Genomic DNA, 24,012 nt, shown 5'->3' with positions numbered 1-24,012 from the left:
GGGTGACTGCCATAATTTTCTCCAACAAAACAAAAGCAGTAAAAGTACTATTCATTGTTCATTGTTCATTGTTCATTGAAATGAGTCACACAACATTGTCCCAATTTTCCCAAAAATTTACGGAAGCTTACGAAGCCTTACAACAAATCCCCCCCAATCATCTCAATATTATGGGATATGTAGATGAATCTCAAGTCAATGGTCCCGGCTCTCGGGCGGTGATTTGGGTTCAAGGATGCTTTCAAGAATGTCAAGGCTGTTTTAATCCGAAATCTTGGTCTTTTGCCATCAATCAATTAGTTTCCGTCGATACTCTCGTGGAAAGAATTCTCAGCAACCCGCGTAATGAAGGCGTAACATTTTCCGGGGGAGAACCATTTTGGCAAGCGCGATCGCTAGCACGATTGGCGAAAAAAGTGAAAGATCGAGGCTTAAATGTAATGTCCTTTACGGGGTTTACCCTCGAAAAATTACGCTCTCAAACTTCCCCTTTAGGTGCAAAAGAACTCCTCGAACAACTTGATATTTTAGTCGATGGTCCTTATATGGAGTCCCTAGCCATTCATTCCCCCAATTCTCCCGTTTCTTCTCGCAATCAACGGGTGCATATTTTCAATCCTGCTTTTCAGGATAAAATTACTTGGGCCAGCGATCAAACAGAGATTCATATTCTTAAAGATGGAACGCGCATTTGTACGGGATATCGCGGACAAGTGGGACTCGATGAATAAATACAAGGGAAAATTCGAGGTGCGAGATTGCCATTCTCGATTATAGTAGGAAAGACAAACTTTCCTCGTTCCCCAATGGAAAATAATATTATCTTACAAACCCACAATCTCAGAAAAAATTATCGCAAATTGACAGCCGTTGAAAATGTCAATATTACCGTTCGTAAAGGCGATGTTTTTGGCTTTTTGGGTCCCAATGGGGCGGGAAAAACCACAACGATCGCTATGCTTTTAGGATTAATCCATCCTACCGGGGGTGAGGTCAAGATTTTAGGGCAAAAAGTCACTCCCAATCGCAATCAAATTTTACGCCATGTAGGGGCATTAGTGGGAGCAATTCCCGCTTTAATTCCTCATCTATCTGCTCGAAAAAATTTGCAATTAATGGCGAGCTTATATCCCGATTTACCCAAAAATCGCGTCGAAACTGTTTTAGAAATGGTAGGTTTAGCTCATGCAGCCCGACGCAAACCGGAAAAATTTTCTACTGGCATGAAACAACGTTTGGGGATGGCTTTAGCCATTATACATCAACCCCAGCTTTTAATCTTAGATGAGCCGACGAATGGTATGGATCCGGCGGGAATGCAGGATATGCGCCAAATCATTAAAACCCTCTCTAATGAAGGAGTAACCGTCTTTTTATCCAGTCATTTACTCTATGAAGTGGAACAAGTTTGCGATCGCATCGCCGTCTTAAATCGTGGTGCATTAGTTTCTCAAGGAACAATTGCCGAAATGCGCGGAGAGGAAAAGAATCTGCGGGTTAAAGTGAAAGATTTAGAGAAGGCTTATGCTGTTTTAGAAACATTGCCGAATGTGGCGTATATCAGCAAAAATAAAGACTCTCTCGATATTCGCGGTGTGGATAGCGAAATGGTGATTAAGTGTCTGTGCGATCGCGAAATTTATCCCAGCGAAGTTTTTTATACGGGAAACGATCTGGAAAACTTATTTTTAGAACTCACCCAAAAAGAAGAAAAATGAATAATAATACTGCTAAATATCATGTAATCTATGATGGAAATTGCAATCTCTGCGTTACTTTTAGCCAACTTCTCGAACAATTCGATCGCGGACAATTATTTGATTACATTCCCATGCAGGATCGGGAAAATTTAGAGTATTTTCAAATTACCCCACAAGATTGCGAAATGGGCATGATTTTAATCGATCGCGATACTCCTGAAAAACGCTGGCAAGGTAGCGATGCAGCCGAAGAAATCACCAGATTGTTACCGATAGGAGAGTTATTTATTAATGCTTATCGCGCTATCCCGGGAATGAAATGGTTTGGCGATCGCACCTACGAACAAATTCGCGATAATCGCTATCAATGGTTCGGAAAACGCGATTCAACTTATTATCCTCATTATCCTTTTGGTTGTTCTACTCAATCTTCTGAGTAAAAAATACGATAAAATAAATGGAATAATAATGATTATGCAAACGACAACTCTCGGAAAAAAGGGTATTCCTGTTACAGCTTTAGGAATTGGAACTTGGGCATGGGGAGATACTCTCTTTTGGAACTATGGTAAAACCTATGGAGCCACTCAAGTTGAAGAAGCCTTTAATGCCGCGATCGCGTCAGGAATTACCTTTTTTGATACCGCAGAGGTTTACGGGTTGGGAAAGTCTGAAACCCTTCTCGGACAATTTATGCGAAAACATTCAGAAACTATTGATATTGCGACAAAATACGGACCCGCACCTTGGCGACTGTTTGGCAATTCTGTCACCGATGCCGTCACAGCCAGTCTCAAACGCTTGCAAGTCTCTAGCATAACCCTCTACCAAGTTCACTGGCCATTTGCCTTTTTTATGAGTCAAGAAGTCTTAATGAATGCTTTAGCTGACGAAGTACACCAAGGGAGAATTAAGGCAATTGGCGTGAGTAATTATTCCGCAGCGCAAATGCGAGAAAGTTATGAAATCTTGAAAAAACGCGATATTCCTCTCGCTGTCAATCAAGTTCAGTATTCTCTATTACATCGTAAAATTGAAAGTAATGGAGTTTTAAAAACCGCCCGAGAATTAGGCATAACAATACTCGCTTACAGTCCTTTAGCACAAGGATTGCTCGCGGGAAAATATACCTCAAAACATAAGATTAAACCTGATGGAGCCAGAAAACTAGATCCGAGATTTAGCGATCGCGGTTTAGAAAAAATTATGCCCTTAGCTCATCTCGTACAAGAAATAAGCGATCGCTATGAAAAAACACCTTCGCAAGTGTCCTTAAATTGGCTCATTTCCCAAGGTGATATTATTCCGATTCCGGGAGCAAAAAATGCCGGACAGGTTATCGATAATGCCGGCGCATTGGGATGGAATTTAAACCCAGAAGATCTTGACAAATTGAACCAAGCGAGCAATCCTTGGCTGTAATAAAAATTCGTAATTCGCAATAGAAAAACTCAAGGCGATCGCGATAGAATAAAAGCACTAAGTTTTCTCAATAGAGAAGCAAAGAGCGATTTTGTCTCTCATCCCAATCATGCTCCAGAATTTTCATTATCTTATTCCCCAACTGCCGCCAACAGCAGATATTTTTGCACCCCATCAACTGGCCTATGAATTTCGGCGAGAAACCGAATATCGCCAGCAAGACCAAGAATATTGCCAGTGGTATTATGAAGTTGCCAAGCAGCATCAAGCGGAACTGGAATCCATGCGAGGCGATATTAATATTTTGGGTTGGTTTTTACGAGGAAAACAGTAATGGCAAGGAACACATTTGGACTGGACGATCGCCTTACCGATTATTTGCGATCGGTATCCGTGCGAGAACCGGAAATATTACAAGAATTGCGTCGCGAAACCGCAACCCATCCCATGGGACAAATGCAAATTGCACCGGAACAAGGGCAGTTTATGGCATTATTAGTCCAGTTGATGGGAGCAAAGAAAACATTAGAAGTCGGCGTATTTACCGGCTATAGTTCCCTCGCCGTCGCCATCGCTCTGCCGGAAAATGGGAAAATTATTGCTTGCGATGTCAGCGACGAATATACTGCGATCGCTCGTCATTACTGGCAAAAAGCAGGGGTTGCTCATAAAATTGACCTCCGCATCGCCCCAGCATTAGACACCTTAGATCGCTTGCTGGCAGAGGGAGAAGGAGAAACCTTTGATTTTGCCTTTATCGATGCCGACAAAAGTAATTATGGCAACTATTACGATCGCGCTTTCGCCTTGGTGCGATCGGGGGGACTGATTGCGATCGATAATGTTCTTTGGTCGGGACGAGTCGCCGATCCCCAAGAACAAGACAATCGCACAAAATCCATTCGTGCTGTTAATGAAAAATTATTTCAAGATACTAATGTTACCCTCAGTCTCGTGCCAATTTCTGATGGATTAACTTTAGCTTTGAAACATTAAGAGGAGGAGTCAATCATAAACTCAAGGGAATCAATACTCATGAAATTATTTCTTTATTGACGCAACAGCTAGACCCATAAGAGTATCTACTCGCACTCCTTCTTTAAACTCTATCCCGAAGTTAGCTCTCAGAAGTCTTCGATACTCCTTCTCATCTGCTAAAATCTTTTCTTTACGCTGTTCTCCAGTCCTTACAATCAGACGATTCTTCGACAGCGTGATGCGCCCATCTCGTGTCGCCAGCGAGCATAGTGCCTTTTGTGTAAATATTAACTCTGGAGATGTCTGTTTATAGTGGCACATGATACTAAAGTCTGGGAGTTGGCGAGGTGTCAATGAAATAGCATATTGTGACTCCCAATCCGACTCTCGCCGACGTTGGAGTAATCTTTCAGATCCCGATCCTATCAAGCGATATGAGCAACCATGCTGCACATTCTCTACTTCAGCATCAAGCCGCAGTGGTTCTAGAAACGAATCTCCGAACCCTACATCTGCGATTAGACGTTCCTCCATCTCAACCAGTAGAACTAGATGGTCAAACTCAGGCCCGGGTCGATCGCCATTAAACACTCGTGCTGACAAGAGCACTACTGTAAAACCAAGCCGCTCGAGCAGCCACCCAAACAATCCATTAAGCTCGTAGCAGAAACCACCTCGCCGATACCGAACAATCTTGTCGTAGAATGATGGGAGAGAGAGGGCGATCGGGCGGCCGAGAAGAATATCCAGATTTTCAAAGGGAACGGCAAGCAGGTGCGCTCGGTGCAGTTGTTTCAGTGTCTCTGCTGTAGGTTCGAGAGACCCACCGTACCCAATACGTTCGAGATATGCGTTTATATCCATATCTTAACCTCATTTTGTAATCAGTATATTCAGCTTAGGAGACACATAACATTGTCTTCTTATAGCCCGTGAAAGCCCTTTATTGCCTGTTTGCCGGAACAAACAGAGTTGCCTCAACCTCAAAGAGCATCTCGTCTATCGCTAGGCGAGGAACGGGAATTAATGTGCTGGCTGGTAGATGCTCTCCAAACAATGCTGATGACTCTTTAACAAGTATGTCTATATGTCTCGGTTCGTAGTCCTTGATCAACGTGCGAATTTGCACGACATCTGAAGGCTTAGCGCCAGAGGCCTCGATAACTGTTTTGAGGTTCAGATAAGTTTGCTTTATTTGTTCCTCGTGTGTAGCACCGATTACTTTCCCATCTTCCGTACTGCTGAATTGACCGGAGACGAATACGTAATGTCCCTTTGCCGGTACAACAACGGATTGTGAAAATCCCCAAGCACTAGCATCAACTACCCCGGGAGGTTGAAGACGTTGTATCTCGGTACTGGGATTTTGAGCGTTAGTGCCGGCAGTACATCCCATCATTCCTAATACCATGATGAGTGTTGTTTTAGCGAATGTCTTCATTGTTGATATCCCATTTAAATAATTCATGCAGATTTCGATCGCGATCGCCTTTGCCCCACAGCTATATATTCAATGTCAAAGTTGCAGGAAAGAATCTCTTGCATAGACCTCATCATATCGCTATAAGTATTGATAGCAAGTTAATAACTATCAGTTTTAGTGATATGTATAATATCGAGCAACTGCGGATGTTTGTTGAATCCGCCGAATCCGGTTCGTTTTCTGGTGCAGCGCGAAATCTCGGCAAAGTACAGTCAGCAGTTAGTCAAGGCATCGCTAATCTGGAAATCGATATGGGCGTACAGTTGTTCGATCGCAGCACGCGAAAACCAAGCCTGACAGCTGAAGGCAAACGCTTACTCTCCTATGCCAGAGCCGTATTGCAGCAGTCCTACGAACTGAATACCGTTGTAGAGGCCATTGGACGGCAAGAAGAGCCGCTTATTCGATTGGTTATTGATAATGCGTTGCTGTTGCCAAAGCTCAGTGAAATATTTGCTGAATTTGGCAAACGTTTCCCCGCGTCTGCCCTCGAAATTCGCTCCTCTGTCAGCGATGAGATCCTCGAGTATTTTGAAAAGAGTGCGGTTGATATTGGCTTGATGTTTTGTGATATTTCCTTTCAGCAGGATGTAGAACTTTGCTATGTTGGCGATCTACCCTTTCATGCTGTTTGTTCTGCGGAACATCCACTGGCTAAGGCAAAAACCCTCAAAGCGGCGGATTTGATTCCCTATCGACAATTGGTATTATGTGGTAAAAATGAGAAGGGTGGACTTTTATTTCCAGTGATTTCGGCGGAAACATGGTTCGCGAATAGTTTTGTGAGCCTAAAATTACTCGCGGAAAACGGGATTGGCTGGAGCTACCTACCCGAGCATCTTGTTAATCAACCAAGTGGAAATGCACGGCTCATCAGATTGCCTGTGGAGTTTGACCACAAAACATGGAGTCTAAAAGTCGATCTCGTTACGCCTAACAATCAACCAAAAGGACCTGCCCTTATGTGGCTTTATGAAGCTCTAAAAGCGTTTTTAGACATCTAGAATAGCCCTTGCGAACAGTCTGCCCCTGCTCGCAACCAGAGAAATTCGAGTTCGTATAAGCGATCGCAATTTTCAACAATATCTAATCGAATGTGCCTTCAATCTGATTGCGATCTGCCACTACCAATATTCCCCCATGTAAGTGCTTCTTAAACCCATTAAAAATTATCGATCGCGCGACCCATAGCGAATCAAGCGATCGATCCCCAATAAGCGATTTTGCCAGACTTGTACCTGATAAGGATGTTCTCGTGCCTGCTGTCCCATCCAACTTCCAAATTGTCGCTGAAACCCAGCCAAAATATTCGTTACACGCTGTAGATTTTCCGGCGATCGCTCTTTAGACAATTCCATCAGGACAATTTCTAGAGCTTTAGACTGCTTACCCCACTCTCGCATACTCCGTTCATCCATGTTTAACTGACCGCTTAATAATAAAAGCGCCCATTCTCGCTGCAAAATATCAAAGCGAACTAATGCCGTTTCCAACGGTTGGCGATGCGCGATCGGCTCGTCCGGATTAGACTTACGCCGTCCTTGGGTATTGCGGAGAATCGTTTGTAAATTGAGACTCAAATTTTCCGCCGCAAACAACGAATACCCCCCCGTTTGCGAATCCCGCAAATGCTGGATCTGATCCACCGCCACCATTGTCGGTAAACTTAACAGGCGAATTCCGGGGAAAAATAACGTCGATCCCTGCACATTTTCATCAAGGAGAGGTTGCGTTAACTGTTGTAATTCATCTGTTGCATCCGCATAAGTCATGGGTGTAATGGCATCAAGATAATCTCGTCGCACCCACTCCTCCCAATGTTGCTGAATGCGTCCCAACCGAGTCCGAGTAGGAATGGGAAAAACCGCCGCCGACAAGACAATCTCGGGATGTTTTTCTCGCATTAACGCCGACACTTCCCCGACAAAATCACTCACTTGCTGCACGCGGAATTGCGTCCACTGAGACCAGAGGGGATCTCCCGGGGAAAGTTTCAGAGGATCCACCCGTCGCAAGCGATAAAATTCTTGTCGAGAAGCCGTCCCAAACCCATAATTCAAGCCCCGGCTCGGATCTTGGAAAGGATAGCGAATATAATCTAAATGAATGCCATCCACATCGTATTTCGTGGCGATTTCATCCAAAAGCGTTAATAAATATTCGCGTACTTCTGGATTTGCCGGATCGTAAAAAGCTTTTTTGGTATTCACCTGAAAAGGATTTCCCGCTCGATCCGTTGCCACCCAGTCGGGGTGCTGAGTTAAAACCGGACCGAGATAAGTGCGCGGCTGTCCTAAGATTTGGTTGTGTCGTTGATTCGCCGCCGCAAAAATCCACGCCCAAGCATGAAGCTCCATGCCTCGCTCTTGTGCCAATTCCACCGCCGCTTGTAAGGGATCCCAACCTTGAATAGCGGGATTTTGTTCGGGAGCCACTTCACTAGGGTAAATGGGATAACTCGCGTTGACCGTTTCAAAAAATACCGTGTTAATTCCCGCATTGGAAAGGCGATCGAAAATCCGTCCTAGTTCTCGCTTCGATCGCGTTCTGACAATCGTACCGCGATCGAGCCACATGGCACGGGTTTCCGGGTAATGCAGCCGTGCTTCCGTGGGATAACGATCCCAGATCAAACCCCGAAGATAGCGTCCTTGCGCTCGGGCTTGAGGATAATCCCCTTGTTGGATTAAACTTTCAAAGGTTTGTAACTGTTCGCGAACTTCTGCCAATTGTGTATTGAGGGAATTCTCACTTGTTGGTAGCGAACCATTTGCCACTCGTTCGATCGCATCAGTCAGCGCGATCGCTTCATTTTGATTATTGGCTTCAACGATGAGCAACGCGCTTTCATAACGTCCCCGCAAATTGGTTAATTCCCTTTGCAAAACCCGCAGATCGGCTGGTGTTGAAGCAGGTGAGCGAGGAGGTGGGGACGTTCGTGGAGGTGGAGAAGTTCTCGGTGGTAGGGAAGTTCGTGGAGGTGGGGACGTTCGCGGCGGTAAGGAAGTTCGCGGAGATGGGGACGTTCGAGAAACGCGAGAATCAGAAGATGTATCGGGATCGGTTTGCGTGGCGATTGGTTGGGCATCCCGACAAGATCCTCCCGTCGCAGCACCAGCTTGGGGAAAACGCCCATAACGACCGAGAGACGCTTGTAACCAAGCACTATCTGCCTCTGCTGATGCAACTTCATCGTTACCCCAACGCCAGCCAAGAAACGTTGATTGTTCCGTCAGAATTACGGCGGGAGGCGTTCCTTCCGCTTGCCAAATGGCGACAGTTTCGCTGTTAGTTCCCGTGGGAATAATTGCACCGCCACGCACAGTGGTGGAAAGACGAGTAAAACCCGCCGCCTCTGGATTATCCTCCGTTTGCGGTTGTAGGGTTGAGGGAGAAGAGAGAGGAAAACCCCAATAAGCTCCAAACAGCGATCGCAATTGGGTTTTAATTTGCGGTTGCGATAAATTGCCGGCAGGCCCTGTCACAATGACTTTCCCGCCACGACGCATCCACGCTTCGAGAGCGTTGGCGTGAGCGCCGGTCAGGGTTTCTAAATTGGGCAACAGCAAAACTTCTACCGGACTGTTGAGAATATTAAATGCACCCCCCGGTCGAATTTCCGAGAGATCCACCGTACAGTAAGCCAGTCCGGTTTGTTGCAAGCGTTCGTCAATACTCGACCACTGCCGGACATTTTCTTGACTCCTCACCACCCCGAAACGATTTTGGGCGCGGGAAAAATCGCGATCGCGCTGTGCCAGTGCTTCAACTGGAAATAGCCCCAGTATTAAAGTTAGAAAGATATAGGGAATGACTCGTCCTGAAAAACGGGTCAAGAGAAAAGAATAAAATAGACTTTTCCGGTCTTCCCGCTTGAAATTCTTGTTCGGATAATTGCTCAACACCGACATCTCCGTACCGCTACTCGTGGATAAACTCTCAATAATTCAGTAAAGCACACCAATTTAGGGGTGTCAGCCTTTCGATGAACAATGAGCAATGAACAATGAACCACGAAAGAAAGCTAAAAAATTTACGATTGACTCTCTCAACTCCTTCCTCTCCTTCGCTCCCCCACTCCCCTCACCCCAAATTTCTCTTGTCAGTCTGGAGAAAAACAACTTATCATAAGCTAGGTTTGCCGAATACAGGTTTTGAGAGGTTTTCTCTTCCTCATTTTCTCTTCCTTGCAGCACTCAATGAATAAGCCGCCAAAACGTCCCGATCGCACTCGTCCCGAAAAACATCGCAATCCTCCTGCCGCCGATCCGGGACGGGTGAAACGCGATCGCGCCGACCGTCGTCCTCGTCCCCACAGCCATGAGGACGGTCTCTATCGGGTTGCCTCTCTACGCTCCCAAAAAACCAGCCCCAAGAAAACAACGCCCGCGCCATCTTCTCGGCAAAAGCCCTCCAACATCTCAAAAAAAGCACCCCAACCTGCCTCGAAATTTGCCAATCCTCCTCAAAGAAAGCCCGCTCCTCCGGTTTTACCCCCAGAACCCGAAACGCTGCCAACGCTTCCAAAACGTCGTTTGGGTTGGCTGTTTAGCTGGCAATTATGGGGGAGCTTTGTCGTGTTAATCTCCAGTACGACAGGGTTTGCTGCGATGGCCTTGCTGCTGAAATTACCGGCGGTACCCAACTGTCCGGAAATGTTTCTCCCCACGGCTTCGGCTTCTATGCGTCTCTACTGCGCTCAAGTCGCTGCCAATAAACAGGATGCCAAAAACTTGCTCTATGCCATTCAATTGGTGCAAAATCTCCCCACAAAACATCCCTTGCGCCCCGAGATCGATCGCATGATGGCAAACTGGGTTTCGGAAGCCTTGCGCTGGGGAGAAGATAAATATCAAGCCGGAGAGTTAGAAGAAGCGATCGCTCTCGCGAGACAAGTTGCCCTGCATTTTCACGATAAAGCCCTGATTGAAGAACGGGTTGCTCAGTGGCAGTCCACTTGGTCTCAAGGAGAGAAAATCGAAGGAGAAATCGAAGATCATTTAGAGCGATCGGCTTGGGGACAAGCCTTTCAAGCTGCGGCCAAACTGACAAAATTGAACAATCGCTATTGGAGTGGAACTCGTTACGACCAATGGTACGAGCGCTTAAATTTAGCACGACAGGAAAGTCAAAAGTTAGATAAAGCCTTTGCTAAACTACATCGAGGGGATTTAGATAGCTTGTTGGCCGCGATCGCGATCGCCGAGGAAGTCGCCGAAGAAAGTACCGCTTATGCCGAAGCACGATCGCTCATCGGAGAAGCCTCCGATCGCCTCATCGATCTGGCCTTCCAAAAATTGAAATTGGGAGACTGGCAGGAAGCCATGACAGTGGCCAATAGCATTCCCGCCAAGTTAGGGTTAAATGACGAAATTATTGATATTAACAATTTGGCTGATGCTGCTTCCACGGCAAGTTACGGATCGATCGCCAATTTGGAAGACGCGATCGCTCTCGCCCGAGACATTGCTCCGGGTCGTCCCCTCTACAGTCGTTCCCAAACCCTAATCCGACAATGGCAGTCCGAAATTGAAGGGATTGCCAATTTGGCTCAAGCCGATCGCCTCGCCCGCGAAGGCTCAGAGAGTGCCTTAAAGGCCGCGATCGCCCAAGCTCGCCTCATTGCTGCCAATAACCCCCGCTATGGCGAAGCACAGACAAAAATTGCTCGCTGGCAACGCCGCGTCGAGACCCTGAAAGCCAGATCTCCGTTAGATCGAGGGGTTCAACTCGCCAGTACGGAAGCGGGGAGAAATTCCCCCCTCAATACTTTCGGTTATGTCCCACCTTCCTCTATCTCAGCCAACACCCCACAGCCCCGATCGAACGCGAATTCGCGAAACTCCCAACCCGATCGCGCCCCCAACAATCGAGATCGAGTTCCCAACAATCGCCCTCAAATTCAAGCCACCCAAGGAGATCGCTCTCTCCTCGATGAAGCGGTAGCATTGGCCAATCAAGGACGCTATTCTGAGGCCATTCAAATCTTGGGGCAAATTAACCGAGAGAGTTCTCTCTATTTTGAGGCGCAAAATCGCCGCGATCGCTGGCAAAGAAACTCCCAATCCCAAGTCACCTTAGCGCGTGCCTACCAACAAGCTGCTCCTCGCACTCCCGATGCCCTCAGAGCCGCGATTGACACCGCTCGCACCATTCCTCGTAATTCCCAAGTTGCCAGACAAAGTCAACAAGCGATCGCTACTTGGAGTGCGGAAATTTTATCTCTGGCGCGAGGAGAAGCTGGGAAAAATTTACGACAAGCGATCGCGATCGCTCAACAAGTCCCCGCCAATACTCCTTCCTATGCCACCGCGCGATCGCAAATCGCCGTTTGGCAAGAAATGTTACAAAATCCACCGGTTCCCAATGTGAATAAACCACCAAGGGATTCCGAATAATTGTTATGCGTTACTCGCGTTACTGATTTTCTTCGCGCCTTGGCGGTCTGCCTTGAAGGCCGAGGGCATCCTTGAGCTCTTGTTCGCTAACTCCCAATTCCTCAGCAGCCCCCGCAAAATCCGGGCGAGGGGGTCGGGTATTAGAATCTCGTTCCGGTGGCTTCTCCGGCAATCCTAGGGCTTCGATCAGTTCTTCTTTTGTGACACCGAGGGTTTCCGCCGCCCGGTTTAAATCCAAGCGAGGTGGCCGTCGTCGTTGATTATTATCAGAATTCCCATTAGACGGGCGTTGAGCGATCGCCTCCTTAAAAGCTGTATCATTGGCAAATAAGCCAATAGAATTGAAGGAACTGGCATCAGCATTGAAAGGCAATAAAAATACCGTTGCCGTTAAAGCACAGATTAGAGGTCGGTTCATCGCCGCTATCTCCTTGATTTGACTAACAATTTCATCTTAAGCAATCCAGTTTTCCTGTGCTTCGATCTGACTTCCTGAGTGTCCCGTGCTAAAAGCCCTCAATCGAGCCGGTACTTTTGACCCTATTGAGGATTGATACTCAGCAATCAGAATTCTAAGCAAGCAAAAACATCGCTTCGGGATCGACATTAAAATAAGTCGTATCTTGGAAAATCGAAAACCCTCGATCCGCACAGATATTTTGTTCGCCAATACCAATCAGAACCGTATTTGAGGAAAGTGCGAGCGCTTCTTTCGCCTTTGTTAAACGATCTCTCTTCAAGTTCTTGGTCTTCGAGGGAATGCGATCGTGAGAGCTATTCTCTGGTAGTTTGCGAATATTTATAGTAACAATCTCACCATAATATTCACTCAGTAGTTTATTGATATCTTCTATTAATGTCATGGCACACAACACCCTTAATTTTCCTGTTTTCCACATTCGGAAAAGGTTCTCAAAAAAACCTACAAAATTATTATAAGTTTCCTTCGCTGTTATTTTTTACAAGATTTGGTAAAGTCAAAAGCTATTTATTTTATTTTTGTAAAGTTTTTTGGTTTTCCGAGAAAACACTGAGAAAATGTACCTATTAACATGAGAATTGTTCGGGAACATCAAGAGATAAGATTTTTGAATGGACAATAATAGGAAAATAATCGATAAGGTACAATTCATCATCATATTAATATTTTCCTTCAAGATTTTGAATTTTGGAACTGATAAGAACAATCAAAAATAATTTGTTAACAGAAAATAACCTTATCTGCCAATTTTCTCTCGCCAATCTTCTGAAAGACTCGCAAAATAGATGAAAGAAGAAATACCTTCTCCCATTTCACGGCAATCTATGAATGTCCAAAAATTCTGGCATTGGAGACAAAAACTTCAGACCCTCTTTACTTGGACTCCAAAAATTTCCACAACCAATTATAGAACGTGGCAACGCGGCTTTTTCATCCGGCGGCTTCATTTTGTTTTGTGTTTGTCTTTATTTATCTTTTTACCTTTTACCTTTCCTCGTCTCCTTTACGATATTTGGCGCGGACAACCTCTACCGACTTGGTGGCACGTCGATATCTATGTTCAATTGGGGTTAGGGATTTGTTTGATTTGGCTGCGATCGCCTTGGGGTCGCCGTCATCCTAATCTCAGTTTTTTGGGAATTACCGGCTCGATCAATATCATCGAACAAATTGCCGAGACCGCAATGGGAGGAATAGATTTCGATCTCTTCGACGATTTTTTTGGCTGGATGCTCACATTCTTTATCCAATCCACCTTAATTCCCGTTCGCTGGCGATTGCACCTTATCTCGCAAATTATCACCTATGGGACGTATTTTGGCATTAAAGTCTATTTAAGACAACGTTTTATCCCCAATCTCTGGACTCCTCTTGGTTGGGCGCTCTCTCTCTTTATTATGGCCTTTGTTGCGACCCTTTCTGTTTATTTTTACGAACAAACAACCAAGGCCGAATTTGCCGCACGGCAAGAAAGAGAAATTGCCTATCAAAAATTAGAGCGAGAACAAGCAAAACTAGCAGCCGAACAAGAGCGATCGGAAAAGCTATTACGAAATATTCTTCCTGATTCGATCGCTTGTCGTCTCAAACATGAAAGTCAAACCATCGCCGATAGTTTTAGTAATGTTACTGTTTTATTTGCCGATATCGTCGGATTTACCGAGTTTTCCGCCCGCATTTCGGCCACAGAATTAGTCGGACTCCTCAATCAAATTTTCTCCCGATTCGATCGCCTTGCCGAAAAACATAGTTTAGAGAAAATAAAAACCATTGGCGATGCTTATATGGTAGTTTCTGGACTGCCTGAAGAACGAGACGATCACGCTCATGCGATCGCGAATATGGCCCTCGATATGCAGATTGCTTTAAATCAATTTAATCAACACAGCCAGTATAATTTAAATCTGCGGATTGGCATTCATACCGGAGAAGTAGTGGCAGGAGTCATTGGCCTCAAAAAGTTTGCTTACGATCTTTGGGGTGATACGGTCAACACCGCAAGCCGGATGGAATCTCACGGCATACCGGGACATATCCAAGTCAGCGAAATAACTTATCAGTATCTACAAATCCAGTATCTTTTTAAAGAAAGAGGTTTGGTTTCTATCAAAGGAAAAGGAGACATGAAAACTTATTTATTAATCGGAAAAAATGAGGAAAATAAAAAATCATGAGCTTTTATCTCAAGATGGATTGTATATCGTTAGCAACAAAATCCAGAATCCTCTAAAACACTTTGCCCATTTAAAAATGCAATCTGTTGAAATTATTGAGGATCGAGCATATTGCGATCGCTAACGCCTCAATCACTTTGAGTCTTGATACTCAGAGTGATTTTAATTGTGCTGATGTACTGGTAAAGAATATACTCATTGACTCAAACGTCACAGCCAACCCAAAGATAGGGCAATTCTTAAATTAAATGCAAACAAGTGCGAGGATCGACAAGCGATCGGGTATTAGTAGCGGTGATACGGATACAGTTTCAACGGCAAATACAACAATGGCTTTTAACGAACCGGCAACCATCGAAGCAATTACCGCCCGAGAAATCCTCGACTCTCGGGGACGACCCACATTAGAGGCTGAAGTGCGCCTAGAAAGCGGCGCAAGCGGTTTGGCACAAGTGCCAAGCGGTGCCTCTACAGGAACTTTTGAGGCACACGAACTGCGGGATGGAGAAAATCGCTATGGTGGAAAGGGCGTTCTCAAAGCCGTCCGCAATGTTACTGAGAAAATTGCTCCAGAACTGATCGAACAAGATGCGCTCAATCAAATGGGAATCGATCGCATCATGCTCGATCGCGATGGGTCTCCCAATAAATCTAATTTAGGGGCCAATGCAATTTTAGGCGTTTCTCTCGCTGTGGCCAAAGCGGCGGCGACAGAACTCGGGCTGCCCTTATACCGTTATTTGGGGGGACCTTTAGCCAATTTGCTGCCTATCCCTTTTATGAATGTGATTAACGGCGGTTCCCACGCGGATAATAATGTCGATTTCCAAGAGTTCATGATCGTCCCCGTTGGTGCCCCCACTTTTGCCGAAGCCTTGCGCTGGGGTGCGGAGGTTTTTGCCTCGTTGAGAAGCGTTTTAGCGGCCGAAAAGCTCCTCTCCGGTGGGGTTGGAGATGAAGGCGGATTTGCCCCCAATTTGCAATCCAACGAACAGGCATTAGAACTGCTGATGAGTGCGATCGCCAAGGCGGGATATAAAGCCGGGGAACAAGTCGCGATCGCGATGGATGTCGCCGCCAGTGAGTTTTATAAGAATGGTCAATACGTTTATGATGGTTCTCCTCACAGTGGCGAAGATTTCATCAACTATTTAGCAGAATTAGTGGACAAATATCCCATTATTTCTATTGAAGATGGACTGCATGAGGAAGACTGGGACAACTGGAAGTTATTAACCGAGAAATTGGGGGATAAAATTCAGTTAGTCGGGGACGATCTGTTTGTGACCAACCCCACTCGCTTGCAAAAAGGTATTAATGAAAAATCTGCCAATGCGATTTTGATTAAACTCAATCAAATTGGCAGTTTAACAGAAACCTTGGAAACCATTGCCCTCGCAACCCGTAATAAGTTTACCTGCATGATTTCCCATCGATCCGGGGAAACCGAAGATACCACGATCGCCGATCTGGCTGTGGCGACTCGCGCCGGACAAATCAAAACCGGTTCTCTCTGTCGCAGCGAACGGGTGGCGAAATACAATCGCTTGTTGCGAATCGAAGAAGAGTTAGGCGATCGCGCCGTTTATGCGGGAACATTGGGCAAATAAGATCTTGAAATAATCATAAAAGGCTGTTACCTTCATTTTTGCTATTTTAGGTAACAGCCTTTCCTTATTTTTGTTGGTTAAAGTAGGTTGAGCTAATTTTTGAATCTTCTTTTCAGACCGACAAGTGCACCTCCAAAAAGCAATAAACTGATGATGCTGGCAGGTTCGGGAACATTCTCGGATGGCTGGCCAGCAGGTGAAAAGTTATTCAAAGCAAAACCACCCACGGTTCCCCCAACTGGAGTGATGCGAATGGCAAAAATATCTGCGATACCACCGCGATCGAACGACCATTCCCACGGCTGTCCATCCAAATTTAAAGTATTCAAACTAATTAAAGTCTCAATAACAGAGAAATCTCGATCGAGTGCTTCTAGCTTCCACTGTTCGAGTCCGGTTACTCCTTCAATATCCCAAATTTCTCCACTTGCAGCAGTAGTAGGATTGGAATAGTTAATAATTAGAGATCGATGTTGATTATCAGAAACTCCGGGCATTTTCAGGAAAAACTCTCCCAGTTGGTCTTCAAATCCAGGTGCTGCACGATCGACTCCTGCGCTCGAATGAAATGCAACAATATCGCCCGGATACGTTCCAATTTTTTCTAAAGTGGGAAATTGCCCTGCATCGGCAAGACCGTCACCATTAACATCTAAACCAAAAGTGACACCAAAATCAGCTTCAAATTGATTGCTAATCGCCAAATCATCTTGAGGGACATAACCTGCAATCCCCATATCAGATTCAAAAGTAATCGTTCCTGCTTTTGCTGAGGAAGAAACTGTAAAAAGTAAGGCGATTGTTGTCGAAATGAGAATACCAAGACGTTGCATAATTAAGAAAACTTCACTTGAGTAATTGAGTTGAGAATCATTGTAAAAGCAGTCAAGATACCGAAAGAGTTGGATTGTAAAGCATTCATTGCCAATTTCTGTTACTTTTTTCTTGCGGTCTATGTTCGCAGTCTTTTCATTCTCGAATGATTACTTACGAATGATTACTTACGAATGATTACTTACGAATGATTACTTACGAAAGTAACAGAAAAATTGTTAAAATACTGTAAATTACCTATGAATTTTTTGTAAAGATACCCGAGTTGCTAGTTACATATAGGATGTGTTCGATGCTCCTAAATTCCCCCAAACCTAATTAATAATGGGTTTTAGGGGATCGACTCAATAACTAGCAAGTTGAGTTAAAGATGTGGAAAGAGAGGAGAAAAAGAAATCTTATTTTACTTGAAAACAGAGATTTTTTTGAAGATAAACTCATTTATATCGATCGCTTGCTTTCACAATTCTCAAATTCTTGACAGCGATTGCTCGAACTTGTGAAGAGATATTCCCAAAGCGATCGCAATTGTCAGTGTAATTACTTGAGATGCGATCGCCATTACGTCGCGAGTCAGTGCCTTATCTCACCTTCAAACGATGAGATATTCTGGTTATTGCGATCGCACCTCTTGAAAAATAAGCGTTTGGGAAACTGGTATTCTAAGGTGTAGACACATCGAAACGCGATCGCGAATGGCTCACTGTTACGAATTTCCTCGCCCAGCAATTACTGTAGACTGCGTTGTTTTTGGTTTGGACGAACAACATATCCTCAAAGTCTTGCTTATTCAGCGCAATTTATCCCCGTTTAAAGGGCAATGGGCGTTACCGGGAGGGTTCGTCCGCATCCACGAAACCCTTGAAGAAGCTGCCTTGCGGGAATTGGGGGAAGAAACGGGGGTGAAAAATATCTTTTTGGAACAGTTGTATACGTTTGGCGCGATCGATCGCGATCCCCGCGATCGCGTCATTACCGTAACCTATTATGCTTTAGTGAATCTCGGAGAATATCAGCTTACCGCCGCGACAGATGCCGATGAAGCTGCTTGGTTTGCTTGCGATCGCTTACCTCCCCTCGCCTTCGATCACGAGATGATTTTTCAGACAGCCTTAAAACGCTTAAAAGGGAAATTGCGTTACGAACCCATCGGCTTTGAACTCTTACCGACAAAATTTCCCCTCTCCCAACTCCAAAAACTCTATGAAATTGTCTTGGGACAAGAATTAGATAAGCGCAATTTTCGCAAGAAAATCCTGAAAATGGATTTACTCATCGAACTCGACGAAAAACAAAAAGATGTTCCCCATCGTGCAGCGCGACTCTATCAATTTGATGAGAAGAAATATCAATCTCTCAAACAAAAAGGTTTTAATTTTGAATTGTGATAGTGTAAACCCTATCTTGAATAAGATTGAGAGAACGATCTTAAAAATAATATTTTTGCGTCGAGATTGAGTCGCGATCGCATTTTTCGGGGCGACTTTCGGTTTAAAGTAAAATTCAATAACGCGATCGCAATCATAAAATCCGATGACAACCGACGATTTACTTCACCCGGAATTCATTCCCCCCAAACCCATCAAACCTCGAGTCGAACTGCCGACAATTTTCCGTCTGGGACTCTTTAACCTCGGACTGGGATTAATGTCCGTCCTCACAGTCGCCGTCCTCAACCGCGTCATGATTAGCGAATTGGGCATCCCCGGAAGTGTGACGGCTGGAGTCATTGCGGCTCCCTATTTTGTCGCCCCGGGACGGGTTTGGTTCGGACAACTCTCCGACTCTAAGCCTCTCTTTGGCACCCACCGCACCAGCTATGTTCTCATGGGAACGGCGGTTTTTGGGGTCATGGTCTTTACCGCCGTGCAGATTGTCTGGCAACTCGCTAAAGTAATGGAAACCACTGGGGGTTGGGTCTGGAACGAACAAACTCAATTTTTAACAATATTATTGGCAGTCATTTTTGCAATTTATGGTTTAGCAATTAGTGCCAGTTCCACCCCATTTACAGCGATGTTGGTGGATATTTCCGAAGAAGATAATCGCTCGAAAATTGTCTCCATTGTTTGGTCGATGTTAATGGTGGGCATTGTCATCGGAGGTATTAGCGGCAAAGTTTTTCTGGGAAAAATCGACCAAGTGGGGACGAGTACCCCCTTAGAAGCCCTACAAGGTCCCATTAATACCCTCTTCCTCGTCGTTCCCTGCATCGTTTGGGGACTCGCCGCGATCGCCACTTGGGGAGTCGAAAAACGCTATTCCCTTTTTGCCTCCCGTTCGACCTCGGGGGATCGCTCAGATGGAATTACCTTAAAGAAAGCAATACAAGTCCTCACTTCCAGCCGTCAAACGGGTATTTTCTTCTCCTTTTTGTTAATTATGACCATCGGCTTATTTTTGCAAGAAGCGGTCTTAGAACCCTACGGAGGCGAAGTTTTCGGAATGTCCATTGGTGAAACGACGGCTCTCAATTCCTTTTGGGGCATGGGGATATTATTGGGTTACAGTATTACGGGTTTTTTAGTCGTCCCGCGTTTGGGCAAGAAAAATACCACCAAACTCGGTTGTTTTTTAGTTGCACTCTGTTTTCTCACAATTATCGGCTCTGGATTTACCCAAAACCCTCTCGCTTTAAAAGGGGCAATGTTTGCCTTTGGCATCGCGGCAGGTTTTGCCACGATTGGAGCCATTAGCCTCATGCTGGATCTGACCGCCGCCGAAACCGCCGGCACCTTCATCGGCGTTTGGGGACTCGCCCAAGCCCTCGCCCGGGCGATCGCGATTTGGTCGGGAGGCTATATCTTAGATTTGGGCCGATCGCTCTTTGCCACCCCTTTCCTTGCTTATAGTTCTGTTTTTGTTCTCCAAGCCGTGGGAATGTTCGTCGCGATCGCTATTTTGGATCGCGTTAATGTCAAAGAATTTCAATCGACTTCCAAACAAGCTATTGCCACAATCCTAGAAAACGAGTTAGATGGATAGTCAATCCCCAATTCTGCCCTGTCTTTCCCCTTAACCCTTTTGGTATTATGATTGATGGGCAAGATTCACCATAACCCGTTGCGGCATGATAGAAGTCGAGCATCTCAGTAAAATCTATAACACCACCCCCGCTATCCAAGATGTCGATTTTTCTGTGGAAGACGGGGAAATTCTCGGCTTTCTCGGTCCAAATGGGGCGGGGAAAACGACCACCATGCGGATATTGTCGGGATATTTGCCGGCGACATCGGGAACAGCGAGAATTGCGGGCTACGACGTTCACGAACAATCGATGGAAATCCGCAAGCGCATCGGTTATTTACCCGAAACGCCGCCTTTGTACTCGGAAATGACAGTAGAGGGGTTTTTGCATTTCGTGGCGCGAATTAAAGGCATTTCGGCAGGCGATCGCATCGAACGCGTTAATTTAGCCATTCAACGCTGCAATATTGAAGAAAAGCGCAAGATTTTAATCCGCAAACTTTCCAAGGGATTTCGCCAACGGGTGGGCATTGCCCAAGCGATCGTTCACAATCCCCCGGTGATTATTCTCGACGAACCTACCGTCGGTTTAGATCCCTTACAAATCATTGAAGTTCGCAACCTGATCAAAAGTTTGGCAGGGGAACATACGATTGTACTCTGTACTCACATTCTCCCTGAAGCGAGTATGACCTGCGATCGCGTTACCATTATTAATCGCGGTCGAGTGGTTGTCACCAACACTCCCGATAATTTAATGGCAGAATTAACGGGAGAATCTGGCTACGAGATGGAAGTTGAAGGGAATGTATTGAGAGTGAAACCAATTCTTAAAGCGATTTCTGGCGTGCGATCGGTAGAAATTAAACCCTTTCCCGAACGCCCCAATCGTTCTTTACTCCGAATTGCGATGGATAGCAATACCGAACTCGGTCGCGACTTGGCAACGGCGATCGTTAAAAATGGTTTGGGTTTATATGAAATGCGTCGCACTCAACCCACCTTAGAAGACGTGTTTTTAGAATTGACAACGGAAGAAGAGGTTTTAGATTCCTCTCCACCAGAAGAGAAAGTAGAAACGTTAAAGGATGTAAAAAATGAACAAGAAAACATGAAAGATCTGTGGGAGGACGAAAGTTGATGACTTTTTAGTTTAAGAAGAGATTTTTGCTCTTGAAAAATATGCGACTTTCTGGCAGTTTCGCAAAAAGCGCCCATTCAATTACAACCAGCCGCGCAACCAATAGACAACAATACCAATATATTCTCGTAAGGCTTGAGTGGTATTGGCCATGCGATCGATACTCGGGATTAAATAGAGTAAGAAAACCCGTAAATTAAAATCTGTTTCGATCTTGAGGTTTTCCGTCGTCAAAAAATCAGTGGGGGCAGGAATGAAATTAATATTTTGATGCTTGAAAATAAGATACGATCGCGCCATGTGCATTGCCGACGTGATTAATAAAATGCGATCGAGTTTCTCTTTTTTGAGAATCTTCTTTACATTGACGGCATTCTGATAAGTATTGAGAGATTCTGATTCTTCAATGATGTCCGATCGCGGCACCCCGAAAAATTCCAGCAAGAGTGCCATATCTGCGGACTCCGGGGGAACTTTGTCCCCCCAACCGATCCGCCCTCCCGACACGATAATTACCGGGGCTTTCTCTTGCCGGTAGAGTTGTGCGGCATAGAGAAGGCGATCGCTGCTTTCGGTTAAATCCACCATCGGACGAGGAGGAGTAGCGGGCTTAATACATCCCCCTAAGACCACGATCGCATCGACTCGGGGCAGTTCTTGGGTGGGAATATGCCGACCTTCGAGGGAATAAATCAGAAAAGCATTGACACTCGGATGACTGGCAACGATCGCAATAGTCAAAGCCAAGGCGATCGGTAAAGGAGTCCAACGCGATCGCCGCCAAGACAAAATAAAAGCAATCATTAATAAAAGGCACGAAAGTCCTAAAGGATAGAAAAATAGAGGCAGAAATTTAGAGAGAAAGAGAAACATCTGGCAAGTTCCCAGCACTGAATTTATTCAAATTATCTTATTCATCGGGATCGAAACCTAAAAAATACACTAAGTTTTACAGGCTTAAAAGTCATTAAAATGATCTGTTGCGATCGCCAATGACTTCTTATCGGGTTGAGCTTGATTGCGATCGCGGCTAACTTTATTGCTGTCAATAAAATTGATATTTACGTAATAACCCTTAATTCATCTTTTAAATCAAAAAGCTATAATTGATAAAGCTAAACATACAACGATCGGTCAAGCTCCTTAAAAATTGGAAAATACGGATAAGGGGTTAACTTCTGTCTCTAGGCTTTCCTTCCTTGTGGAAACCGCAACGTGAAAAATACTAGCAATCCAGTCAAGAAAATGAGCAATGAAAAGCAAAAACTTACTCGTACTGCCTTTACTATTTGTCATGGCTTGTAGTTCCACTGGAGGTGATTCTACTTCAACCTCCTCGGTGGCAAACTCTGCCGAAGCGATCGCAAGTTGTCCAGAACAATTGAGATTCGCTGTCACGGACATTCCCGGGGAAGAACGCCTCAAAGATGAATTTGGTGCATTTCAAACGACTCTTGGAGAAGTTTTGGGCATTCCTATCGAACTATTCCCCGTCAGTACCCATGTTGCGGCGGCTCCAGCTTTGATGTTCGATCGCATCGATCTCGCCCTCGCCGGTCCCTCGGAATACGTCCTGATGAATGCTAAAGCTAACGCCGTCCCCCTCGTGGGAATTACCCGTCCGGGCTATCATACTGTCATTCTCGGCATCGCCGACACTGATATAAAGCGTGTCGAAGACCTTAAAGGCAAAACCATCGGTATTCGCGAAGAAGGCTCTACCGCCGGACATTTAGGGGTTTTGCGCCTGTTAAAAGAGGCTGGATTTGAGTTAAATCAAGATTTCAACACGAAAATTATTGGCGATGATAGCGGCTTGATCGAACTTAAAGAAGGTAAGTTAGACGCTTGGGCAGATGCCAGCACTCGCTATCAGCGCGTTTTAGGCGAAAAGAATCTCAGCGAATCCGAGTTCGCCATTATTGCTCAAGGGGAACAACTTCCTAACGATATTCTTGTTGCTAATCCTTCCCTTGATACTGAATGTATTAAAGAAATGCGATCGCGTATTGTAGAGAACGAACAGAAAGTGATGGATGCAATTTTAGTCTCTCCTGCGAATCAGAAATACGCAGAATCAGAAATGGTTCCGGCAAAAGATGAAGATTACGATCTCATTCGCGAGGGATATAAAGCGATCGGCGAAGAGAATTATTTATAAAAAAACGTTACTAGAAAGAATATCGAGAAGTATTCTCGCGCGATCGGCAAAAATGGAGCTAAAACAAGTGAAAAAATGGTTTGCTCACTGGAAACTTTTTAGTATTTCCAAAAAAATTGTTTATGCTAATTCCTTGGCGATTGGCATTTCAATTTCTGGGACGATGTTAGGATTAGCGATCGGTGACTATCACAAAAACCAAGCCCGAGAAAATCTCGCGATCGCCACTCAACAAGAAACACTACTTCATAATTTAGAAACCTGTATCCTGAAAATTCGCGCCCATCCTCAAAAGCTGATTGCTTCTATTGAAGAACCGATCTGGTTTCGCTACGAAGTAGGAGAATTTCAAGCTAATGTCGATCTCGTGGAAAAGTTACTCGCAGAACTCGATCGGGTTCGCGATCGCACCGGACGATCCGCAAAATCTATTGAAAAGCTCTCTCAAGATTATCAAACCACCGTCGATGCTTATGTTAAACGCTTCGAGGAAATTTGGCCGCAAGTCGATCCTCTGCGATTAACGGCTGACGATCGCGCAGAAGCACAACAAAAAGTCCTCCTTTCCGTTTTAGAAGATGAAACCCAACAAATTGATATTCAGTTTGAGGGTCTACCGAACTTAGTATGTAAAACTAAGTTGAGAAAAGGGCATCCAACCCA

21 protein-coding genes and 1 pseudogene are annotated in these 24,012 nt (G+C 45.1%); 15 read left to right on the top strand and 7 right to left on the bottom strand.

What is annotated here, in order from left to right:
- Positions 1-80 precede the first annotated feature (80 nt).
- The 6 genes from AC6RV6_RS21410 (at position 81) to AC6RV6_RS21385 (ending at position 4,118) form a co-directional block, all read left to right on the top strand.
- The gene (locus AC6RV6_RS21410; RefSeq protein WP_500242912.1) at positions 81-731 is read left to right on the top strand and encodes a 4Fe-4S single cluster domain-containing protein; all 651 of its coding nucleotides are present in this window, start codon (positions 81-83) and stop codon (positions 729-731) included.
- 75 nt (positions 732-806) lie between these two features.
- Positions 807-1,718, top strand: a complete 912-nt coding sequence (locus AC6RV6_RS21405) for an ABC transporter ATP-binding protein (RefSeq protein ID WP_500242911.1) — start codon at positions 807-809, stop codon at positions 1,716-1,718.
- The gene (locus AC6RV6_RS21400; RefSeq protein WP_500242910.1) at positions 1,715-2,140 is read left to right on the top strand and encodes a thiol-disulfide oxidoreductase DCC family protein; all 426 of its coding nucleotides are present in this window, start codon (positions 1,715-1,717) and stop codon (positions 2,138-2,140) included. Before AC6RV6_RS21405 ends, AC6RV6_RS21400 begins: the two co-directional genes overlap by 4 nt.
- 28 nt (positions 2,141-2,168) lie before the next feature.
- Positions 2,169-3,122: an aldo/keto reductase gene (locus tag AC6RV6_RS21395; RefSeq protein WP_500242909.1), complete on the top strand. Its 954-nt coding sequence runs from the start codon at positions 2,169-2,171 to the stop codon at positions 3,120-3,122.
- 109 nt (positions 3,123-3,231) lie between these two features.
- On the top strand, positions 3,232-3,456 hold the full coding sequence (locus tag AC6RV6_RS21390; protein WP_500242908.1) for a hypothetical protein: 225 nt from the start codon (positions 3,232-3,234) through the stop codon (positions 3,454-3,456).
- Positions 3,456-4,118 carry a class I SAM-dependent methyltransferase gene (locus AC6RV6_RS21385; protein ID WP_500242907.1) on the top strand — a complete coding sequence of 221 codons (663 nt, stop codon included), beginning with the start codon at positions 3,456-3,458 and terminating at the stop codon, positions 4,116-4,118. The genes AC6RV6_RS21390 and AC6RV6_RS21385 overlap by 1 nt, the downstream gene beginning before the upstream one ends.
- A 45-nt stretch (positions 4,119-4,163) precedes the next feature.
- Here AC6RV6_RS21385 and AC6RV6_RS21380 read toward each other — a convergent pair whose 3' ends face one another.
- Together AC6RV6_RS21380 and AC6RV6_RS21375 are read right to left on the bottom strand one after the other, a co-directional pair.
- Entirely contained in the window at positions 4,164-4,964 is an 801-nt protein-coding gene (locus tag AC6RV6_RS21380) for an arylamine N-acetyltransferase family protein (RefSeq protein WP_500242906.1), read from the bottom strand.
- Between the two features lie 79 nt (positions 4,965-5,043).
- A complete protein-coding gene (locus tag AC6RV6_RS21375) occupies positions 5,044-5,541 on the bottom strand; it encodes a RidA family protein (RefSeq protein WP_500242905.1) in 498 nt (165 codons plus the stop codon).
- Between the two features lie 164 nt (positions 5,542-5,705).
- Here AC6RV6_RS21375 and AC6RV6_RS21370 point away from each other — a divergent pair, with 164 nt between their 5' ends.
- Positions 5,706-6,587, top strand: coding sequence for a LysR family transcriptional regulator (locus AC6RV6_RS21370; protein ID WP_500242904.1), 882 nt, complete (start codon positions 5,706-5,708; stop codon positions 6,585-6,587).
- Between the two features lie 165 nt (positions 6,588-6,752).
- On the opposite strand, the gene AC6RV6_RS21365 is transcribed toward AC6RV6_RS21370, so the two are convergent.
- A complete protein-coding gene (locus tag AC6RV6_RS21365; RefSeq protein WP_500242903.1) occupies positions 6,753-9,419 on the bottom strand; it encodes a glycoside hydrolase family 10-like protein in 2,667 nt (888 codons plus the stop codon).
- 363 nt (positions 9,420-9,782) lie between these two features.
- Here AC6RV6_RS21365 and AC6RV6_RS21360 point away from each other — a divergent pair, with 363 nt between their 5' ends.
- Positions 9,783-11,981, top strand: a complete 2,199-nt coding sequence (locus AC6RV6_RS21360; protein WP_500242902.1) for a chromosome segregation ATPase — start codon at positions 9,783-9,785, stop codon at positions 11,979-11,981.
- Positions 11,982-12,000: 19 nt separating this feature from the next.
- Here AC6RV6_RS21360 and AC6RV6_RS21355 read toward each other — a convergent pair whose 3' ends face one another.
- On the bottom strand, positions 12,001-12,399 hold the full coding sequence (locus AC6RV6_RS21355) for a hypothetical protein (RefSeq protein ID WP_500242901.1): 399 nt from the start codon (positions 12,397-12,399) through the stop codon (positions 12,001-12,003).
- Between the two features lie 154 nt (positions 12,400-12,553).
- Positions 12,554-12,880: a hypothetical protein gene (locus AC6RV6_RS21350; protein ID WP_500242900.1), complete on the bottom strand. Its 327-nt coding sequence runs from the start codon at positions 12,878-12,880 to the stop codon at positions 12,554-12,556.
- A gap of 367 nt (positions 12,881-13,247) precedes the next feature.
- On the opposite strand from AC6RV6_RS21350, the gene AC6RV6_RS21345 reads away from it, so the two are divergent.
- Positions 13,248-14,636 (top strand): adenylate/guanylate cyclase domain-containing protein, encoded by a 1,389-nt coding sequence (locus AC6RV6_RS21345; protein WP_500242899.1) that lies wholly within the window; start codon positions 13,248-13,250, stop codon positions 14,634-14,636.
- Between the two features lie 329 nt (positions 14,637-14,965).
- Positions 14,966-16,246 carry a phosphopyruvate hydratase gene (eno, locus tag AC6RV6_RS21340; protein ID WP_500242948.1) on the top strand — a complete coding sequence of 427 codons (1,281 nt, stop codon included), beginning with the start codon at positions 14,966-14,968 and terminating at the stop codon, positions 16,244-16,246.
- Between the two features lie 92 nt (positions 16,247-16,338).
- On the opposite strand, the gene AC6RV6_RS21335 is transcribed toward eno, so the two are convergent.
- Positions 16,339-17,079 (bottom strand): PEP-CTERM sorting domain-containing protein, encoded by a 741-nt coding sequence (locus AC6RV6_RS21335; protein WP_500242898.1) that lies wholly within the window; start codon positions 17,077-17,079, stop codon positions 16,339-16,341.
- Between the two features lie 696 nt (positions 17,080-17,775).
- Here AC6RV6_RS21335 and AC6RV6_RS21330 point away from each other — a divergent pair.
- The 3 genes from AC6RV6_RS21330 to AC6RV6_RS21320 all read left to right on the top strand — a co-directional run bounded on the left by AC6RV6_RS21330 (position 17,776) and on the right by AC6RV6_RS21320 (position 21,188).
- A complete protein-coding gene (locus tag AC6RV6_RS21330; protein WP_500242897.1) occupies positions 17,776-18,468 on the top strand; it encodes an NUDIX hydrolase in 693 nt (230 codons plus the stop codon).
- A gap of 145 nt (positions 18,469-18,613) precedes the next feature.
- Positions 18,614-20,065: a BCD family MFS transporter gene (locus tag AC6RV6_RS21325; RefSeq protein ID WP_500242896.1), complete on the top strand. Its 1,452-nt coding sequence runs from the start codon at positions 18,614-18,616 to the stop codon at positions 20,063-20,065.
- A gap of 85 nt (positions 20,066-20,150) precedes the next feature.
- On the top strand, positions 20,151-21,188 hold the full coding sequence (locus tag AC6RV6_RS21320; protein WP_500242895.1) for an ABC transporter ATP-binding protein: 1,038 nt from the start codon (positions 20,151-20,153) through the stop codon (positions 21,186-21,188).
- 81 nt (positions 21,189-21,269) lie between these two features.
- Here AC6RV6_RS21320 and AC6RV6_RS21315 read toward each other — a convergent pair whose 3' ends face one another.
- Positions 21,270-22,061 carry a YdcF family protein gene (locus tag AC6RV6_RS21315; protein WP_500242894.1) on the bottom strand — a complete coding sequence of 264 codons (792 nt, stop codon included), beginning with the start codon at positions 22,059-22,061 and terminating at the stop codon, positions 21,270-21,272.
- 379 nt (positions 22,062-22,440) lie between these two features.
- On the opposite strand from AC6RV6_RS21315, the gene AC6RV6_RS21310 reads away from it, so the two are divergent.
- Entirely contained in the window at positions 22,441-23,349 is a 909-nt protein-coding gene (locus AC6RV6_RS21310) for a PhnD/SsuA/transferrin family substrate-binding protein (protein WP_500242893.1), read from the top strand.
- 52 nt (positions 23,350-23,401) lie between these two features.
- Positions 23,402-24,012 (top strand): annotated as a pseudogene (locus AC6RV6_RS21305) (hypothetical protein); the annotation flags it as partial.

It is taken from the genome of Spirulina sp. LEGE 11439 (genome assembly GCF_059821285.1).
The sequence above is the reverse complement of the archived record's forward strand: the minus strand, read 5'-3'. Positions and strand labels throughout refer to the sequence as shown.

Bases quoted from the DNA above. Each gene is read 5' to 3' on its own strand.
- AC6RV6_RS21410 (WP_500242912.1), top strand. From the start codon at position 81: ATGAGTCACACAACATTGTCCCAATTTTCCCAAAAATTTACGGAAGCT.
- AC6RV6_RS21405 (WP_500242911.1), top strand. From the start codon at position 807: ATGGAAAATAATATTATCTTACAAACCCACAATCTCAGAAAAAATTAT.
- AC6RV6_RS21400 (WP_500242910.1), top strand. From the start codon at position 1,715: ATGAATAATAATACTGCTAAATATCATGTAATCTATGATGGAAATTGC.
- AC6RV6_RS21395 (WP_500242909.1), top strand. From the start codon at position 2,169: ATGATTATGCAAACGACAACTCTCGGAAAAAAGGGTATTCCTGTTACA.
- AC6RV6_RS21390 (WP_500242908.1), top strand. From the start codon at position 3,232: ATGCTCCAGAATTTTCATTATCTTATTCCCCAACTGCCGCCAACAGCA.
- AC6RV6_RS21385 (WP_500242907.1), top strand. From the start codon at position 3,456: ATGGCAAGGAACACATTTGGACTGGACGATCGCCTTACCGATTATTTG.
- AC6RV6_RS21380 (WP_500242906.1), bottom strand. From the start codon at position 4,964: ATGGATATAAACGCATATCTCGAACGTATTGGGTACGGTGGGTCTCTC.
- AC6RV6_RS21375 (WP_500242905.1), bottom strand. From the start codon at position 5,541: ATGAAGACATTCGCTAAAACAACACTCATCATGGTATTAGGAATGATG.
- AC6RV6_RS21370 (WP_500242904.1), top strand. From the start codon at position 5,706: ATGTATAATATCGAGCAACTGCGGATGTTTGTTGAATCCGCCGAATCC.
- AC6RV6_RS21360 (WP_500242902.1), top strand. From the start codon at position 9,783: ATGAATAAGCCGCCAAAACGTCCCGATCGCACTCGTCCCGAAAAACAT.
- AC6RV6_RS21355 (WP_500242901.1), bottom strand. From the start codon at position 12,399: ATGAACCGACCTCTAATCTGTGCTTTAACGGCAACGGTATTTTTATTG.
- AC6RV6_RS21350 (WP_500242900.1), bottom strand. From the start codon at position 12,880: ATGTGGAAAACAGGAAAATTAAGGGTGTTGTGTGCCATGACATTAATA.
- AC6RV6_RS21345 (WP_500242899.1), top strand. From the start codon at position 13,248: ATGAAAGAAGAAATACCTTCTCCCATTTCACGGCAATCTATGAATGTC.
- eno (WP_500242948.1), top strand. From the start codon at position 14,966: ATGGCTTTTAACGAACCGGCAACCATCGAAGCAATTACCGCCCGAGAA.
- AC6RV6_RS21335 (WP_500242898.1), bottom strand. From the start codon at position 17,079: ATGCAACGTCTTGGTATTCTCATTTCGACAACAATCGCCTTACTTTTT.
- AC6RV6_RS21330 (WP_500242897.1), top strand. From the start codon at position 17,776: ATGGCTCACTGTTACGAATTTCCTCGCCCAGCAATTACTGTAGACTGC.
- AC6RV6_RS21325 (WP_500242896.1), top strand. From the start codon at position 18,614: ATGACAACCGACGATTTACTTCACCCGGAATTCATTCCCCCCAAACCC.
- AC6RV6_RS21320 (WP_500242895.1), top strand. From the start codon at position 20,151: ATGATAGAAGTCGAGCATCTCAGTAAAATCTATAACACCACCCCCGCT.
- AC6RV6_RS21315 (WP_500242894.1), bottom strand. From the start codon at position 22,061: ATGTTTCTCTTTCTCTCTAAATTTCTGCCTCTATTTTTCTATCCTTTA.
- AC6RV6_RS21310 (WP_500242893.1), top strand. From the start codon at position 22,441: ATGAAAAGCAAAAACTTACTCGTACTGCCTTTACTATTTGTCATGGCT.